Here is a 16,289-nt window from a genome sequence, read left to right as displayed (position 1 = left end):
GATGAAGGAGATGAATAAATTGATTAATTTTAAAATTGACGGTATCTCTGTAGAGGCGCAAAAAGGCGAGACTATTTTAACTGTAGCGCGCAAAAACGGCATCTATATCCCTACTATGTGTTATATCTCTAAAACTACTCCGTGCGCATCTTGCCGCATGTGTGTTGTTGAAGCTGAGGGGGCGGAGGGTTTTATTCTTAGCTGTAACACTCCTCCTACTGAGGGCGTGGAGATTATCACAAACAATGACACTCTTCAAAATGAGAGAACAAACATCATGAAACTTTATGATGTTAATCATCCACTAGAGTGCGGTGTTTGCGACAAATCAGGAGAGTGCGACCTACAAAATAAAACTTTAGAGTTTAACGTAGAGCGCCAAAACTTCTCAGCTCGCGACCAGCTTCGTCCTACACAACATTGGGGATTGATAGACTATGAACCTTCACTCTGCATTATGTGTGAGAAGTGTGTACATGTATGTAATGAGGTTATCGGTGATGACGCAATCGAGGTAAAATTCGGCGGATACAGCTCGACTATTATTCCAAAGAACAGCGAAACTCTTGACTGTACATTCTGCGGAGAGTGTATCGCGGTTTGTCCTGTCGGCGCACTGACTAGCAGCGGTTTTAAATACAGAGCAAACGCTTGGGAGCTTGATCGCATTCCTGCAACGTGTGTGCACTGTTCGGCTGGATGCCCTCTTGAGTATGAGACAAGACACAGCTCTATCAACGGCGCGGATGAGATATTTAGAGTTAAAAACAACTTTGAATTTAGTTCACTTTGCGGAGCGGGACGTTTCGGTTTTGATTTTGAGAACAGAGAAAATAGTGATGAAGCTGCATTTAACAGAGCAATAGAGGCTCTTAAAAATGCAAAAGCTATACGTTTTTCTTCTATGATAACAAACGAAGAGGCTCATATTTTAGAGCTTTTAAAAGAGAAGCTGGGAATCAAGCTCTTTAACGAAGATGCAAGAGTCTTTGGTGAGTTTATGAGAGCTTACAGCTCTGTAAGCGGAAAACTTCACCATAGCGGCTCGCTTGATGCCATCAAACAATCAGATTCCCTGATAATAATAGGCAGCAGAATAGCTACCGACAATCCTGGTGTAAGATACGCCATGACAACCGCTTCAAAACATAACGGTGCAAAGATAGTTTATGCGCATCCTATGGAAGATACGCTTATGCAAAATACGGCTACGCAGTTTATGAAGTATGAAGTAGGAACTGAAGAGGGCGTTATGGCGCTTCTTGCTCACACTATACTTCAGGATGCAGATTTGGATGAGAGCGAGAAAGAGTTCTTTGACGAGCTTGATTTTGGTTACCTATACGCTGAGACAAACATCGGCGAAGAGGAGCTCTCTTTTATGATGAAATCATTTGCAAGAGCAAAAAAACGAACTCTTATAATCGGAAATGACCTTATCGCTCATGAGAGAGCAAGCAATATAGCAAAACTTGCCGCACTTATAGAGAAGTACAGCGATTTTGCTTTAGTAATTGTTCCTCGCGATGTAAATACGCTTGGCGTATCGCTTATAAACACACTTGAATATGATGAGAATATCCCTGGCGTAGTCGGATACAACGCAAGGGGAGAATTTGTAATCTCATCACTTGAAGGCGCAGATTTGGCAGTTGCCTCGCTTAATCAGCAAGAGGGAACTTTTGTAAGCATAGACAACAGAGTAGTGCCTACAAACGTTGCTTTATCGTTTAATGGATATACGCTAAACGATATTGCTAAAGCGTTTGGACTTGATAAAGAAGAGACTGTAGATTACACGTTAGAGTTAAATAAAAATGCAGGATTTAAGAGCGTAGCGTTTGATTCTCTGGAAAACTTCCTCTCTCCTTTTGGAGATGATGAGCGCGGTTATCTGCTTGATGAAGTTACATGTAAGTCTGATGGCAAGCTTGAAGAGCTTGATGATCTGCCTGAGTTCAACGGTACTATTATCTACCATTGTGACCCTGTTCTTCAGTTCAACAACTATACTCTAAGGAGAGAGCACCTACCTCGTGAGAGCTATCTTCTGGGTTCTGTGCAGTTTGCTGTTGCTGCTAGAATTGAAGACGGAGATAAAGTCGAGATAAGCTTTGCAGGAGAAACAATCCAAAGAGAGTTTAAGATAGATGGTGAACTCAAAGGAACTGTAGCTCTAAATCCTACATTTGATATAAGCGTGGATGCTAGCAGATATAGATTTGAAAAATCCAAAATAGTGAGAGTGGTGCAATGAATAAAATCAGTATAAACATTGACGGAAAAGAGATACAGACGCAAGAGGGCGAGTATATATTAAATGCTGCCCGTGCAAACGATATCTTTATACCTGCAATTTGCTATTTGACAAGATGCAGTCCGACACTTGCATGTCGTCTTTGTCTTGTTGAGGCTGATGGCAAGCAGGTTTATGCTTGTAATGCGAAATCAAAAGAGGGGATGAACATTACGACTTCGACTGAAAATATCATAAAAGAGCGCCGTGCGATTATGGAGGTTTATGACGTAAACCATCCTCTTCAGTGCGGCGTTTGTGACCAGTCCGGCGAATGCGAACTTCAAAACTATACATTAGAGATGGGCGTTGATGCTCAGAACTATGCGGTGAAAGATGTAAACAGAAAAGATATAGACTGGGGACATATTCACTACAATCCGGGTCTTTGTATCGTCTGTGAAAGATGTGTTACTGCATGTAAAGATATGATAGGCGACAACTCGCTTAAAACTGTGCCGCGCGGTGCCGATGCACTTGAGGCAGAGTACAAAGAGAGTATGCCAAAAGATGCTTACGCGATGTGGAACAAACTTAACAAATCTCTTATCGGTTTGACAAGCGGCGAAGAGATGCTTGATTGTACAAGCTGCGGCGAATGTGCTGCTGTTTGTCCTGTCGGAGCGCTTGTTGATACACATTTTATATATACCTCAAATGCGTGGGAACTTAAGCAAATTCCTGCAACATGCGGACACTGTTCAGCGGGTTGCCAAATAAGCTACGACGTTAAACATACCGGCATCGACAATACGGATGATAAAATCTACCGCGTGATGAATGAGTGGAACTATGTCTCTCTTTGCGGTGCGGGGAGATACGGCTTTGATTATCAAAACAGAGTTGAAGCAAAAGATACGGCAGCATTTTCAAAAGCTCTAGAGGCATTTAAAAAAGCAGACACTATCAAGTTTACTTCTACTATCACAAACGAAGAGGCTTTAGTTCTTCAAAAGCTAAAAGAGAAGTTCGGCTACAAGCTTGTAAACAGTGAAGCAAAAGCGTTCCAGACATTTTTAAATGATTACAGTCAAGTAAGCGGAACTAAACTATACGGTTACGATCTTGAAGCTACTCACAACGCAAACTTTGTTATCTCGGTTGGAGCTGCATTAAAAAGCGACAATCCAAATGCGCGCTATGCGCTAAACAACTCCGTGACGGTAAACAAGGGCGCGGGTCTTTATTTTCATCCTGTAAAAGACCCTATTATAGAGGGACTTGGCAAGAGCATAATGACTATGTATCACGCTCCGCTTCAAGAAGAGGCTGTGCTTTATCTGATTCTTGACCTGTTTGCAGACAAAGAGAAACTTCCCTCAGAGATAGTTTCGTATCTTGCATCGTTTCACTCGCAAAAAACTGTAGCTCTCGAAGAGATAATCAAAGAAGAGGTTACCGAAATAGTTAAAGTTATGAAGAAAAACGAAGAGAGCGGCGAAGAGGAAGAGGTAGAAGAAGAGAAGAAGAAAATGGTTCCCAAAAAAATCACCAAAGAGGTTGTAGTAGATGATAACCGTCTTTTAGATATTTTGGGAGCTGATGAGAAGTTTATGGAAGATTTGGAGAAGAACCTTGCAAAGAAGGAGAGCTTTGTTTTAATTGCAGGAGCTGACCTATACACTCATCCAAACTCAAAAAATCTTGCTCGTCTTTTGGCGTTGATTGAAAAATACAGCGCATTTGAGCTTGTGATGATACCTGCTTTAACAAATTCGCTTGGCGTCTCACTTATCTGTGAACTTGATGATGAAGCCGGCTCGTATGCAATCGGTTATAACACTAAGGGAGATTTTACTCTCTCGGCACTTGGTGATGGCGATTTGGATATGCCTGCAATCAATCAGCAGGAGGGAACTCTTACAAGCATCAACAAAAGAGTCAATCCTACAAATGCGGCAATCGGATATAAGGGATATGAGCTTAACGATATCGCAAATGAACTTGGTTTAAAAGCTGAGCTGGTTGTTGATTATACAAAGATGCTGCCGACAAGCAAAGGTTTTAAAACCAGAGAGTTTGACAGCCTTCCGAACCATTATGACAATGACGGCACGGAACATCGCGGATATCTTCTTGATAACGTAGCAGTTGCTGTGAGCGGCGATGAGTCTGTAGCTGCAATAAGTTGCGAAAAAATGGAGGGAACGCTTATCTATATGGCAAATCCTGTTAGACAGTTCACCCCATTTACCTATAAAACTACAAACCTTGATGAGGCGAGCGGTGTTTATATGAGTGAAGAGTTTTTAAGCAAATCTGATTTCAACGAAGGAGAGAGCGTGAGAGTTAAAAGCCAAAGCGGCGAACTTGTAGCAAATATCGTAAGTGACAATAAAATCAGCGGTGACATAGTACTGTTGCCGACATTTGACTCTAAATTAAATTCAGAGGCTCTCTTTAGCGATTACCGCTTTGTGGCAGCTTCGATAGAAAAGGTGTAATATATGGAAACAGCATATTTAATAGAGACGGTTATTAAAATAATCGTTATTTTACTTATATTTTCTGCATTAGCGGGAATCGGAACATATTTTGAGAGAAAAGTTCTTGCGTTTATGCAGCGCCGTCTTGGGCCTATGATTGTCGGTCCTTTTGGGCTCTTGCAGGTTGCTGCGGATGGTATCAAGCTCTTTACAAAAGAGGATATTGTTCCGACAAACGTAGTTGGACGCATCTTTAAAATTGCACCTGTAATAACTGCTGCAACTGCATTTATGGCGGCAGCCGCAATTCCATTTTTGCCTTCATTTACGATTTTTGGATACGAAGTTCATCCGATAGTTGCGGATATCAACATCGGTATATTATATATTCTTGGAATTATGGGAGTCGGTCTATACGGTCCTCTTCTTGGCGGTATGGCTTCTGCAAACAAGTTCGCACTTCTCTCTGCTGCGCGCGGTGCAGCGGTGTTTATCTCTTATGAGGTTATAACAGGCTTATCTATTTTGGCTCCGATTATGATGGTTGGCTCACTTTCACTTATTGACTTTAACGAGTATCAGTCAGGTGGAATTACAAGCTGGATACTCTGGTCACAGCCTGTTGCGTTTATCCTCTTTTGGATAGCAGCTTTTGCTGAGACGGGAAGAACGCCGTTTCACTTGGTTGCAAACGACCATGAGATTATTGACGGATTTGGAACTGAGTACTCAGGCATGAGATGGGGACTTTTCGCCATCGGTGAGTATTCCAACATGTTCTTTATCTCTTTTGTAATCTCTCTAGTTTTCTTGGGCGGATATGGAGACGGAAGCTTGCTTGGAGCACTTGGGCTACTTGGAAAAGTTGCGTTTTTCTTCTTCTTTTTCTTGTGGACAAGAGCGGCTTGGCCAGATGTTAGACCTGACCAGTTAATGTGGTTGTGTTGGAAAGTTTTAATGCCAATAGCGGTGATAAATATAGTTATCACCGGTATAGTAATGATGTAAGGGGTGAGTATGCATAACGAACATGTAGAAGAACATTTTAGCAGTAGAAATGTTACGGAATTAGACAGCAACTACTATATGGTTGATATAGCCGACTATCCTGTCGATGGCTGGGGCAAATTTAAAAGAGTAGTGCAAAGATCTCTAAGAGGCGAGCTGTTTGTCGGTCTTTGGGTAGTTCTGCGCGAGATGATAAAGTTTGACATTCATACCGTTCAGTATCCTCAAGAGAAGATGCCTATCGGTCCAAGATACAGAGCGGTTCATGAGATGAAGCGACTCTGGGAGTCAGATACAGAGCGCTGTATCGGGTGTGGTCTTTGTGAGAAAATATGTATATCAAACTGTATCAGAATAGATACAAAAGTTGATGAGAACTCTCGCAAAGAGGTGACAGAGTACAGCATAAATCTTGGTCGCTGCATCTTCTGTGGATATTGTGCAGAGGTTTGTCCTGAACTTGCTATCACGCATGGCGGCGAGTATGAGAACGCTAGTGACCAGAGAGAACACTTTATCATGTATCAAGATATGCTCACACCGCTTGATAAGATGAAAGCCGGAACTCAGTTAGAGTTTGAAGGTTTTGGCGCAATTACACCACATGAAGACGAGCGTGTTAAAAAAACACCTCTAGCATATTAAGGAGTTTGGTTATGTTTGAAGCAGTTGCATTTTATCTGTTCGCTTTTTTGACAATTTCAATGTTTTATATAGCGGTAACAACGTCACAGGCGCTATATGCTCTATCGGCTTTGGCGGCAGGAATGATTTTTATATCGGCATTTTTCTTTATTTTAGGTGCCGACTTTTTAGGTGCGGTTCAAATCGTAGTTTACTCTGGCGCAGTCATGGCTCTTTATGCTTTTGGTATGATGTTTTTTGACACAACAAGAGAGGTTAAAGAGAAGCAGGGCAATAAGGCGATAGTTTTAGGGCTAAGCATTATCTCTGCAATCTTGGTTGTTGTTATTGTTGCGGCACCGATTGTAGGAAACAACATAGAGGCTCTATATCCTATGACAGAGGGAGCAGGCAATACTCAAGAGGTCGGTATGGTTCTTTTTACTAAGTATCTTGTACCTTTTGAGGTTGCGGCAGTTATGCTTCTTGTGGCAATGATAGCGGGCATCGTGCTTGCAGGAAAGAAAATGGATCTCTCTCTTACTCTGATGAGCGAAGGCGAGATTATGATTATGAAAGAAGAAGATAAAAATAAAAAGGCTCTCTCATGATGGAAATCGGATTAAATCACTATCTTGTACTCTCAACTATCCTTTTTGCTATAGGTTTAGTTGGGGTAATGAGAAGAAAAAACCTGCTTATGCTATTTTTTGCAACTGAGATACTTTTAAATGCGGTAAATATTTCATTTGCTGCAATTTCACACTATTACGGTGATTTGACAGGTCAAATTTTTGCATTTTTTGTTATAGCTATTGCCGCGTCTGAGGTAGCCGTTGGTCTTGGGCTTTTAATAGTCTGGCATAAAAAACATAACAATATCGACCTTGACAATATGTCAACGATGAGAGGATAAACAATGGAACTCTTTTTATATACCGCGCTTTTCTCACCGCTTGTCGGCTCTTTGTTTGCGGCTCTTTTTGGAGCATCACCAAAGACTAAGGTTGCAGGAATCATCCCTAGCGCACTGCTTGGCATCTCACTTATAAGCAGTTTTATTCTTCTGCTCTATGTATTTAGTACAGGAAATATTTTACATGTAGAGATGATGACTTGGATGGCAACCGGAGACCTTTACATTCCGTTTGGGTTTGTAGTTGACCAGATAAGCGTTACGATGATGATGGTTGTAACACTTGTTTCAACCGTTGTCCACGTTTATGCTATCGGCTACATGGACCACGACAAAGGGTTCAATAGATTTTTCTCGTGGCTATCGGCGTTCGTTTTCTCGATGATGGTTCTTGTTATGAGTGACAACTTTGCAGGACTATTTATCGGTTGGGAAGGCGTTGGTCTTTGCTCATGGGGACTTATCGGTTTTTGGTACCATAAAGAGAGCGCAACTTGGGCTGCAAACGAAGCGTTTATTATGAACCGCATTGCCGACCTTGGTATGCTTATCGGTATCTTCTTGATTTACTGGAATACGGGAACTCTTCAGTATGCAGAAGCTTTTGCGGCAATGCCCTCTTTAGAGAGTGATGTATTGACATGGATGGGAATCTTCCTTTTCATCGGTGCTATGGGTAAATCGGCTCAGTTTCCGCTTCACACTTGGCTTGCAGACGCGATGGAGGGACCGACTCCGGTTTCAGCTCTTATCCACGCTGCAACGATGGTAACGGCAGGCGTTTATCTTGTTGTGCGTGCAAATCCTCTTTATGATTTGATTCCAAATGTCGGGTTGTTTATTGCATCTCTGGGAGCGTTTGTTGCACTTTTTGCTGCATCTATGGCGCTTGTAAACCGCGACATGAAGAGAGTTATCGCTTACTCTACGCTATCTCAGCTTGGTTACATGTTCGCAGCTGCGGGTCTTGGTGCATACTGGGTTGCGCTTTTCCATCTTATGGCTCACGCATTCTTTAAAGCGCTTCTATTCTTGGGTGCCGGAAACGTTATGCATGCCATGAATAACGAGCTAGATCCGTTTAAAATGGGAGGTCTAGGCAAGGTGATGAAGGGAACGTTTGTTATGATGACAATCGCTTCTGTGGCACTTGCCGGAATCTTCCCGCTTGCGGGCTTCTTCTCAAAAGATTTGATTTTAGAGGTTGCGTTTGTTGAAAATCACTATATCATCTACTCCGTGCTTCTCTTTACTGCAGGTCTGACGGCGTTTTACTCATTTAGACTTGTAGCACTAATCTTCCACGGAGAAGAGAGATACAAACTATTCGGTATCCATCCGCATGAAGCATATAAATTTATGCTTGTTGCCATGAGCCCGCTTCTTATTTTGGCAATTATCGCCGGTGCGTTTAAGATGAGCTACTATGAGATGGTTACGCAGCTTCTTCCTGCAGCTGAGTACCATGTTCACTCGGTAGCAACTTACTGGATAATGACAATCGGAACTCAGCTTTTTGTTGCTTTTGCGATTGTTTATGCGTATAAAAAATATACGGCAAGAGATATCAAAGTGCCGGACGGAACTTCTAAAATGGAGAATAGTTTTGGATACAAGCTTCTTAGCAACCAGTACTATATTCCTTATTTTTATGAAGAGTATATAGCAAAATCGTATAGAGAACTCTCGGAAGTATTTTGGACAAAAATTGATCAGAAGGTTGTTGATGGCACGGTTGATGGCATTGCAAATATATTCTATCAAACAGGCGAGAGAACAAGAGTTATGCAGAGCGGTAATCTATCGACAATGCTAAAATGGATGGTAGCGGGTACGGTTGCTCTGCTCTCATTGGCTGTAGTTTTTGGAGTTGCAGCAAGATATTCAGGAGAAATAAAAACATTTCTCTCAGGTTTAGGAGTTTAATAGATGTTGGATCATATCTTATCGATTTTAATTTTCTTCCCGGCACTAGCAGGTGTGTTGGGATTTGTAGTTAATAAAAGCAGCATAAGAGCTTACGGTGTAGCAGTTGCTACTATTGAGTTTTTGCTAGCTTTATGGCTCTGGGCTGCATTTGACAATAATGTATCTGGGATGCAGTTTATGGAGACTATCGCACTTGTTCCGACGTTTGGCATCAACTATATAGTCGGTGTTGACGGAATTTCGCTATTTATTATTATCCTAGCAGCGTTTTTTACGATGATTGGCATCGCATCTCTCGACGAGATAAAAGATATAAAAAACATGATTGTGACGCTTCTGTTTTTACAGATGACAATGGTGGGCGTATTTGCTGCGCTTGATGGAATAGTATTTTATCTCTTTTGGGAGCTTTCGCTTGTTCCAATGCTTTATATCATCGGAGCATGGGGCGGACCTTTAAGGATTTATGCTTCAGTAAAGTTCTTCATATATACTTTTGCCGGTTCTCTTGTAATGCTTGTAGGTCTGCTTTTTATGGCATATTTTTACTATCAGGCAACAGGAGAGTGGAGCTTTGCCATTCTTGACTGGTACCGTCTGATATTGCCTGAATCTTTCCAGCTTTGGCTCTTTGCGGCATTTTTCATTGGTTTTGCAGTCAAAGTCCCTATGTTTCCGTTTCACACATGGTTACCGTATGCTCACGGTCAAGCACCTACAATCGGTTCGGTAATACTTGCGGCAATCCTGTTGAAAATGGGAACATACGCATTTATTCGCCTTTCGCTTCCGCTGTTTCCGGATGCGTCGGTCTACTTTATGTACCCGATAGCAGTGCTGGCAATAATTATGATTATCTATACGGCGATGGTTGCCTATGCGCAAAAAGATATTAAGCAGGTTGTTGCTTACTCATCTGTTTCTCATATGGGTGTTATTATCCTTGGTATATTTGCTCTAAACGTTGAGGGAATTACCGGCTCAGTCTTTCTTATGATAGCTCACGGAGTTGTTTCAGGGGCGCTCTTCTTCCTTGTCGGTGTAATTTATGACAGAAGACATACAAAGCTGATGAGCGAGTTTGGCGGATTGGCTTCCGTTATGCCTAGATATGCGACTATTTTTGGAATTATGTTGATGGCTTCTGTGGGTCTTCCTCTGACAATCAACTTCGTAGGCGAATTTTTAAGCCTGCTTGGTTTTTACAAACAGTCTCATATTTTGACGCTTTTAGCGGGAACTGCTATTATCGTCGGCGCCATCTACATGTTAGCGGCATATAAGAAGATGTTCTTTGGGGTTGTGACAAAAGAGGAGAATAGAAATCTTCCAGATGTAAACAAAAGAGAGCTTGTTGCTCTTATTCCGCTGACGATTATCACTATATGGCTTGGAATCTATCCAAAACCAGTGCTTGATACAATAAATACAAGCGTTGAATCAGTTGTCGGATTAATGCATGAGAAAGCAATAACGCAAGAGGCAAAATTTAGAATTCCAAATATTTTCAAAGATGTGAATGTTGTTGCAAATTCAGCAGAGGAGGCACGCTAATGTTATCACCGGTAAATGTTTCAATTGAGTCGTTAAATCTAGCCACTCTAGTGCCCATGTTAATCCCAATTATTGGTGCGCTGTTAATTATTATGATTGATCTCTTTAATAGCAAAAAGGATAAATCTCTCTATGTAATGTTAAGCTTGCTTATCTTGGGGGTTGACTTTGTCGCTTTGATGGATTCGGCTGGCGTGTTTAGCCAAAACGGCACTGTCATGGGTATTTTTGATGTAATGCTTATAGACGGTCTTGCTATTTTGTCACAGTTTATAATTGTCGGCGCATCTATGCTCTTTATCCCGCTTGCACTTACACACAAGAGATTCCATGAGTTCAGCTACCCTGAATTTTTCGCGCTCTTCTTGTTTATGATTGCAGGATTCCAGTTTATGGTTGCAACAGACAACCTTATCCTTATCTTTGTAGGACTTGAGACTGCTTCACTGGCACTATATACGCTTATCGCTATGCATAACCGCGACAAGTCGTTTGAAGCGGCTGTAAAGTACTTCACCATGGGCGCTCTTGCGGCAGGTTTTTACAGCTTCGGTGCAATGGTGTTTTATGCGCTCACAGGTTCAGTTGAGATAAACAAGATTGCTGAAGTATTGGCTGCAAACAACTATGCAGATATCGGCTTTGTGCTTGTTGGCGTTGTCTTCTTGCTTGCGTCGTTTGGATTTAAGTTATCTATGGTTCCGTTTCATACATGGACACCTGACGTTTACGAGGGTTCATCAGCGGCACTTGCAGGCTACATGTCAATTGTTCCAAAGATAGCTGGATTCGTTGTTGCGATGAGACTCTTTGAGTTCTTAATCCACAGCGGCGTTGTGTGGCTGGAGGTTATTCTCTATATTGGTGTAGTTATGACTATGACTATGGCAAATGTCTGGGCATTGGTGCAAACCGATGTTAAGAGAATGCTTGCGTACAGTTCAATCTCGCATGCAGGTTTTGTTATGGCGGCGATTTTAATCGGCACAACTCAGTCAAACAGCGCACTCTTTTTATACTGGATACTCTTTAGCTTTACAAACCTCGGCTCATTCTCTATGCTATGGATAAGCAGACAAAAAAATCTTCCTGCGCATCAGCAGTCGGACCACAGCTATGACAAGTTTGCTGGAATGGTTAAGACCTCTCCTATGGCGGCGTCAATTATGGCTCTGTTTATGTTAAGCCTAGCTGGACTTCCGCCGTTTGCTCTGTTTTGGGGCAAGCTTTACTTGATAAGTTCTGCTGTTACGGGCGGATACACTGTTCTAGCGTTAATCATGGCGTTAAACTCTGCAATTGCCGGATATTACTACCTTAAATTGATAGTTTACATGTTTATGAAAGAGCCGATTGTTGAAAACAACGGTCACGTATATGTGGCAAATGCTACACTTCCACTTAAAACAATTATCGGTTTTGCTGCCATAGGAACTATATTTGCTTTTATGGCTGTAAATCAACTCTTAGAGTTTGTCACGGTATTTGTATATAATAGCGGCTACTAAAATATGAAATAAAGGGTGTCTCATTTGTTAAAAGCACTGCTCTTTATTTTTCTCTCTATAAACGTTTTTGCCCTTGAGATATCTCTCCAAGGCGCAAAAGAGAATCATCAATCATACTCAACGCTTCACCTAAGCGATAAAGACAAATTTTTATGTCAAGAGTTTAGAGATGACTTTAACTCTGTTGTAAAAATAGTTTGCGCATTTCCTAAATCTCCGGCGCAAAAAATCCAAAAACTCCAAAACAGTTTTTTTGAAATTGACAGTGAGATAAAAAAAGAGACTTTTTTTCTTGTAATCAAGCCTTTTGAAAAAATGAAACTCTTTCCTATTGTTTTTAATTTAGTAAAGGAAGACACCGTTTTTAGCGCAAAAGTAGAACTATCAAACCGCTGGATGATTGTAGGATACAAAGATAAACTTCCTTACATTGAGGCGCAAGAGAAGTCGGACGCTGCTATAAACTTTCCTTTTACATTGGGCGAGGATAAGTTTCCATACGTCGGAAGTCTTGATATTGAGGGAAATCCCGTCCATATAAAAAGAGTCGGCGACGTAACAGAATATATAAAGATAAAAAAGCTCTACGAAGAGAAAAATTATGAGTTCACTTTGGAGCTGATTAATGATATTATGAAAGAGTACCCAGACACGCTCTTTAAGCCAGAGCTGCTTTTTTATAAGATCAGAGTTCACTCTAAAATGGATGAGAATGAAAAACTTATAGAGGTTGCAAAAGATTATCTAAGAGAGTACTCTTCAGATGAGAATGTTCCGGAAGTGCTCTCGCTTCTTGCAAAATCTTACGGCAAAGTCGGCTTAAGCAGCGATGCGGACTACTTTTATGACAGACTCTTTAGCGAGCATTCCGATTCCGTATATGCAAAATGGGGATATATATATTTAGCAGAATCGCTTGAAGCTGCGGGCAACTTCTCAAGGCCTCAAACGCTGTATGAAAAGGCTATCAGAGAAACAGATAACATTGAAGTTGCGGTAGAAGCGGCTTTTAGATTGGCAAAAATCCATATGTCAAGTTCAAAGATTAAAGAGGCTGCTGAGCAGGTAGATAAGATTGCAAAGGCAAAAGCAGACTATTTTTCAGAGCAAAAATTTAAGTCGCTAGATATGATGTATGACTTTTATGACAGCGGAGATTATATCTCGGCTACAACCATCGCAAAAGCGATTTTTGAGCATATTGATCCAAATGACGAGGAGTACGAAGAGCTCTCAAGAAACATAGGAATATGGCTAAGCCAGTCTGAGAATAAAAAAGAGGCGTTAGAGGCTTTAAACAACTATATAGAGCGTTTTTCGGACGGCATGTATATTCAAGAGGTTCAGGTAGCAAAAGATTCGCTCTTTTTTGACGTAAATGATGAAAACGCAAGCTCTAAACTCGCAAACTATGAAAAACTGATGGACGAGTATGCGGGAGACAGCATAGGCGACAAAGCCATATATGAAAAAGCAAAACTTTTAATAGCCGAGGGAGCGTTTGCAGATGCTCTTGGCATGGAGACAAAGCTTCTTAAGCTTGATACCGTAGAGTATAGTGATATTCCTACGCTCATAACAAAGGCTGCTATAGGAACCATGAAGCAATCCCTTAAAGATAAAGAGTGTAACAGCGTACTTGTAGTCTCGTCAAAATATAAGATAGAACTCTCAGCCGAGTGGGATGATGGAGTTTATGAGTGTGCCATGAAGGGTGCGGATTTTGAGCTTGCTAAAAAAATGGCAGATAAAAACCTCAAGTCAAAAGATTTAGAGCAGAGAAAAAAGTGGCTCTACAGATATATTAAAGTAGATTTTGCGACAGGAAACTACTCTAATGTAATAGAGGCTTCAAAGGAGTTAATAACTCTTACGCAGAGTGAGGTAAACTCTCCGTATAGGGATGTTTACAGATATATTTTTGACACATATCACAGGCTTGAAAATTCAAACAATATGATTGAGTCTATCGCAGATGTGTTAAAAGCTTACGGAGACGACTATGTCGATATTGACAGATATATAGCCGTAATGGCGGTTGGAAGCGAGAAAAAAGACAACAACCTAGTCATAGAGTACGGCGAGAGAGTTATGAGTATACAGCGCATCTCTGCTTCGCATCCGCAGAGCCCTTTTGTTGAGTTTACGCTCTATCAGGCATATACCGACAAAGAGAATTACGACAGGGCGCTTGATGTGATAAAATCACTCGATACCTTGGAGCTAAATAGCACTCAAAGAGCAAGACAAAAGTATCTCTTAGGAAGCGTTCTTGCCAAACTTTGGAGAGACGATGAGTCGCAAAAGGCTTATCAAGAGGCAATAGATGCTGAACCTGCATCTGCTTGGGCGAAACTCGCAAAGAGCGCAAAAGAGATATAGTAACTAAAACAAAGGCATAAAATGCAGGATGAAAATTTACAATACTTTAAAGAAAAACTTGAAAACTTAAAGAGTGAGGTTGAGGGCGGCATCGCTTCTTTAAAAGAGAGAACAAAGCCCGTAAGTCCTGATGTATCGCTAGGAAGGCTTACAAGACAAGAGGCTATGCAAGAGCAGAATATGTCTCTTGAAAATCTGCGACAAGCAGAGATAAGATTGAAAAAAATCAACTCCGCACTCAACAGAATCCATAACAAAACCTTTGGCGAATGTATAGACTGTGGCGATGACATCGCAAAAGAGAGACTTGAGATAATGCCAGAAAACGGGCTTTGCATAGAGTGCGCCTCCGTTAAGAGATAACACATCTAAAAACTCAACAGTTTTAGGTAAAATATAACAAAACTAAAACTTTTGGTGTTGGGGCGGTGTTGTGCATGAGTGAACTAGCGATACAAACAACCATAAAAACAAGTATCCAAATCATAAATAGCTTTGTAAAGATGAGACAATTTCTTTCGCAAAATGCAGATATGTTCAAGCAGGGGATAATTTACGATGAAAAAGAGATTTACCACATAGGAGCAAGCCTAAAAGACCTCGGCAAAAAATGGTTTGTGTTTTCACTTTTGGAAGTGGAGAGTTTTGGGTTGATGGGTAGAGTGAAAGAGGTGGTTGGGAATGAGTGAAATAAAACTGTATAAAGGGGTCAGTAAATGAAAATCAAAAAAGTTTACATAGAAAATTTCAAAAGCTTTAAAAAGCTAGAGTTGGATTTGGATAGTGGCATAAATATATTAGTTGGAAATAATGAGCTGGTAAATCAACTATTTTAGAAACTATTCATTTGGCACTTACAGGGCTATTGAACGGTAAATATTTAAGAAATGAGTTAACAGAATATTTATTTAATGTTGAATGTATTCAAGAGTATTTAGAGAATCCAGAAATTTTACCATACATACTTATCGAAATATTTTTTTAAGATGGCAAATACCCACTATTTGAAGGTAATTTAAATTATGAAAAAAAAGACAAAGAAAGTGGTATTTCATTTAAGATAGCATTTGATGAAAAACATCAAAATATGTACAATGAGCAATGTAAAAAAGTCTCAGTCGAAATTGATGAAATCAGCTTGAATTGTAGTTATAGAAATAATGAATTTATTTGTCAATTTTCTTCTACATTATTTCCAAATTATTCAGTTCCTTCATCAAGTCAGAATGATGAAGTAGAGCATAAAGGGATATTTTTTATAAAAGAAAGTGATATAGATATTTATTTAGCACAATATCAGCCTTTGCAATTGGTCTGGAACAGAGGAACGAAGGTTAATACAAGTTTTTCAGTTATGAACTTTGGAGAGTCAAAAGGTTTAGGCTTTGATAGAGTTTTGATATACCCAACGAAACCAATATTGGATTTTGTTTTAAAAAATAAAAATCTTGATGGCACAAGTCGTGCAAAATTTTATGTTGCTATTACAAGGGCAAGGTATAGTGTAGCTTTTGTTTATGTGCATATAACGGTTTATCCGGACACCTCTGTCGGTTTCATTCGGACAGTTGAAGAAGAGATATTTTCTGTGGCGATATTTTAGCATAAGTGTCCGAATGATTTTTTATTTCTCTTGGATTTTTTCT

At 40.5% G+C, this 16,289-nt stretch carries 14 protein-coding genes; all 14 read left to right on the top strand.

Annotation, left to right across the window (positions count from 1 at the left end; genetic code table 11):
* The first annotated feature begins 10 nt into the window (after positions 1–10).
* Complete coding sequence (locus tag K0A91_RS06270) at positions 11–2,257, top strand: NADH-quinone oxidoreductase subunit G (RefSeq protein ID WP_295009083.1); 2,247 nt, start codon at positions 11–13, stop codon at positions 2,255–2,257.
* The gene (locus K0A91_RS06265) at positions 2,254–4,740 is read left to right on the top strand and encodes an NADH-quinone oxidoreductase subunit G (protein ID WP_295009082.1); all 2,487 of its coding nucleotides are present in this window, start codon (positions 2,254–2,256) and stop codon (positions 4,738–4,740) included. The genes K0A91_RS06270 and K0A91_RS06265 overlap by 4 nt, the downstream gene beginning before the upstream one ends.
* A gap of 3 nt (positions 4,741–4,743) precedes the next feature.
* Positions 4,744–5,730 carry an NADH-quinone oxidoreductase subunit NuoH gene (nuoH, locus tag K0A91_RS06260; RefSeq protein WP_295009080.1) on the top strand — a complete coding sequence of 329 codons (987 nt, stop codon included), beginning with the start codon at positions 4,744–4,746 and terminating at the stop codon, positions 5,728–5,730.
* Positions 5,731–5,739: 9 nt separating this feature from the next.
* Entirely contained in the window at positions 5,740–6,375 is a 636-nt protein-coding gene (gene nuoI, locus K0A91_RS06255) for an NADH-quinone oxidoreductase subunit NuoI (protein WP_295009078.1), read from the top strand.
* 11 nt (positions 6,376–6,386) lie between these two features.
* Positions 6,387–6,965 carry an NADH-quinone oxidoreductase subunit J gene (locus K0A91_RS06250; protein ID WP_295009076.1) on the top strand — a complete coding sequence of 193 codons (579 nt, stop codon included), beginning with the start codon at positions 6,387–6,389 and terminating at the stop codon, positions 6,963–6,965.
* On the top strand, positions 6,962–7,270 hold the full coding sequence (gene nuoK, locus K0A91_RS06245; protein WP_295009074.1) for an NADH-quinone oxidoreductase subunit NuoK: 309 nt from the start codon (positions 6,962–6,964) through the stop codon (positions 7,268–7,270). The genes K0A91_RS06250 and nuoK overlap by 4 nt, the downstream gene beginning before the upstream one ends.
* Before the next feature lie 3 nt (positions 7,271–7,273).
* Positions 7,274–9,196 (top strand): NADH-quinone oxidoreductase subunit L, encoded by a 1,923-nt coding sequence (gene nuoL, locus K0A91_RS06240; RefSeq protein WP_295009072.1) that lies wholly within the window; start codon positions 7,274–7,276, stop codon positions 9,194–9,196.
* A gap of 3 nt (positions 9,197–9,199) precedes the next feature.
* Positions 9,200–10,753 carry an NADH-quinone oxidoreductase subunit M gene (locus tag K0A91_RS06235; RefSeq protein WP_295009070.1) on the top strand — a complete coding sequence of 518 codons (1,554 nt, stop codon included), beginning with the start codon at positions 9,200–9,202 and terminating at the stop codon, positions 10,751–10,753.
* A complete protein-coding gene (gene nuoN, locus K0A91_RS06230) occupies positions 10,753–12,261 on the top strand; it encodes an NADH-quinone oxidoreductase subunit NuoN (RefSeq protein ID WP_295009068.1) in 1,509 nt (502 codons plus the stop codon). The genes K0A91_RS06235 and nuoN overlap by 1 nt, the downstream gene beginning before the upstream one ends.
* 15 nt (positions 12,262–12,276) lie before the next feature.
* The gene (locus K0A91_RS06225; protein WP_295009066.1) at positions 12,277–14,643 is read left to right on the top strand and encodes a tetratricopeptide repeat protein; all 2,367 of its coding nucleotides are present in this window, start codon (positions 12,277–12,279) and stop codon (positions 14,641–14,643) included.
* Positions 14,644–14,664: 21 nt separating this feature from the next.
* Positions 14,665–15,006, top strand: a complete 342-nt coding sequence (locus K0A91_RS06220; RefSeq protein ID WP_295009064.1) for a TraR/DksA family transcriptional regulator — start codon at positions 14,665–14,667, stop codon at positions 15,004–15,006.
* 74 nt (positions 15,007–15,080) lie between these two features.
* On the top strand, positions 15,081–15,332 hold the full coding sequence (locus tag K0A91_RS06215; RefSeq protein ID WP_295009062.1) for a hypothetical protein: 252 nt from the start codon (positions 15,081–15,083) through the stop codon (positions 15,330–15,332).
* Positions 15,333–15,359: 27 nt separating this feature from the next.
* The gene (locus tag K0A91_RS06210) at positions 15,360–15,479 is read left to right on the top strand and encodes an AAA family ATPase (RefSeq protein WP_295009060.1); all 120 of its coding nucleotides are present in this window, start codon (positions 15,360–15,362) and stop codon (positions 15,477–15,479) included.
* Positions 15,480–15,730: 251 nt separating this feature from the next.
* Positions 15,731–16,246 (top strand): hypothetical protein, encoded by a 516-nt coding sequence (locus K0A91_RS06205; protein WP_295009059.1) that lies wholly within the window; start codon positions 15,731–15,733, stop codon positions 16,244–16,246.
* The last annotated feature ends 43 nt before the right edge of the window (positions 16,247–16,289 follow it).

It is taken from the genome of Sulfurimonas sp. (genome assembly GCF_019429335.1).
Classification (GTDB): domain Bacteria; phylum Campylobacterota; class Campylobacteria; order Campylobacterales; family Sulfurimonadaceae; genus Sulfurimonas.
The sequence above is the reverse complement of the archived record's forward strand: the minus strand, read 5'-3'. Positions and strand labels throughout refer to the sequence as shown.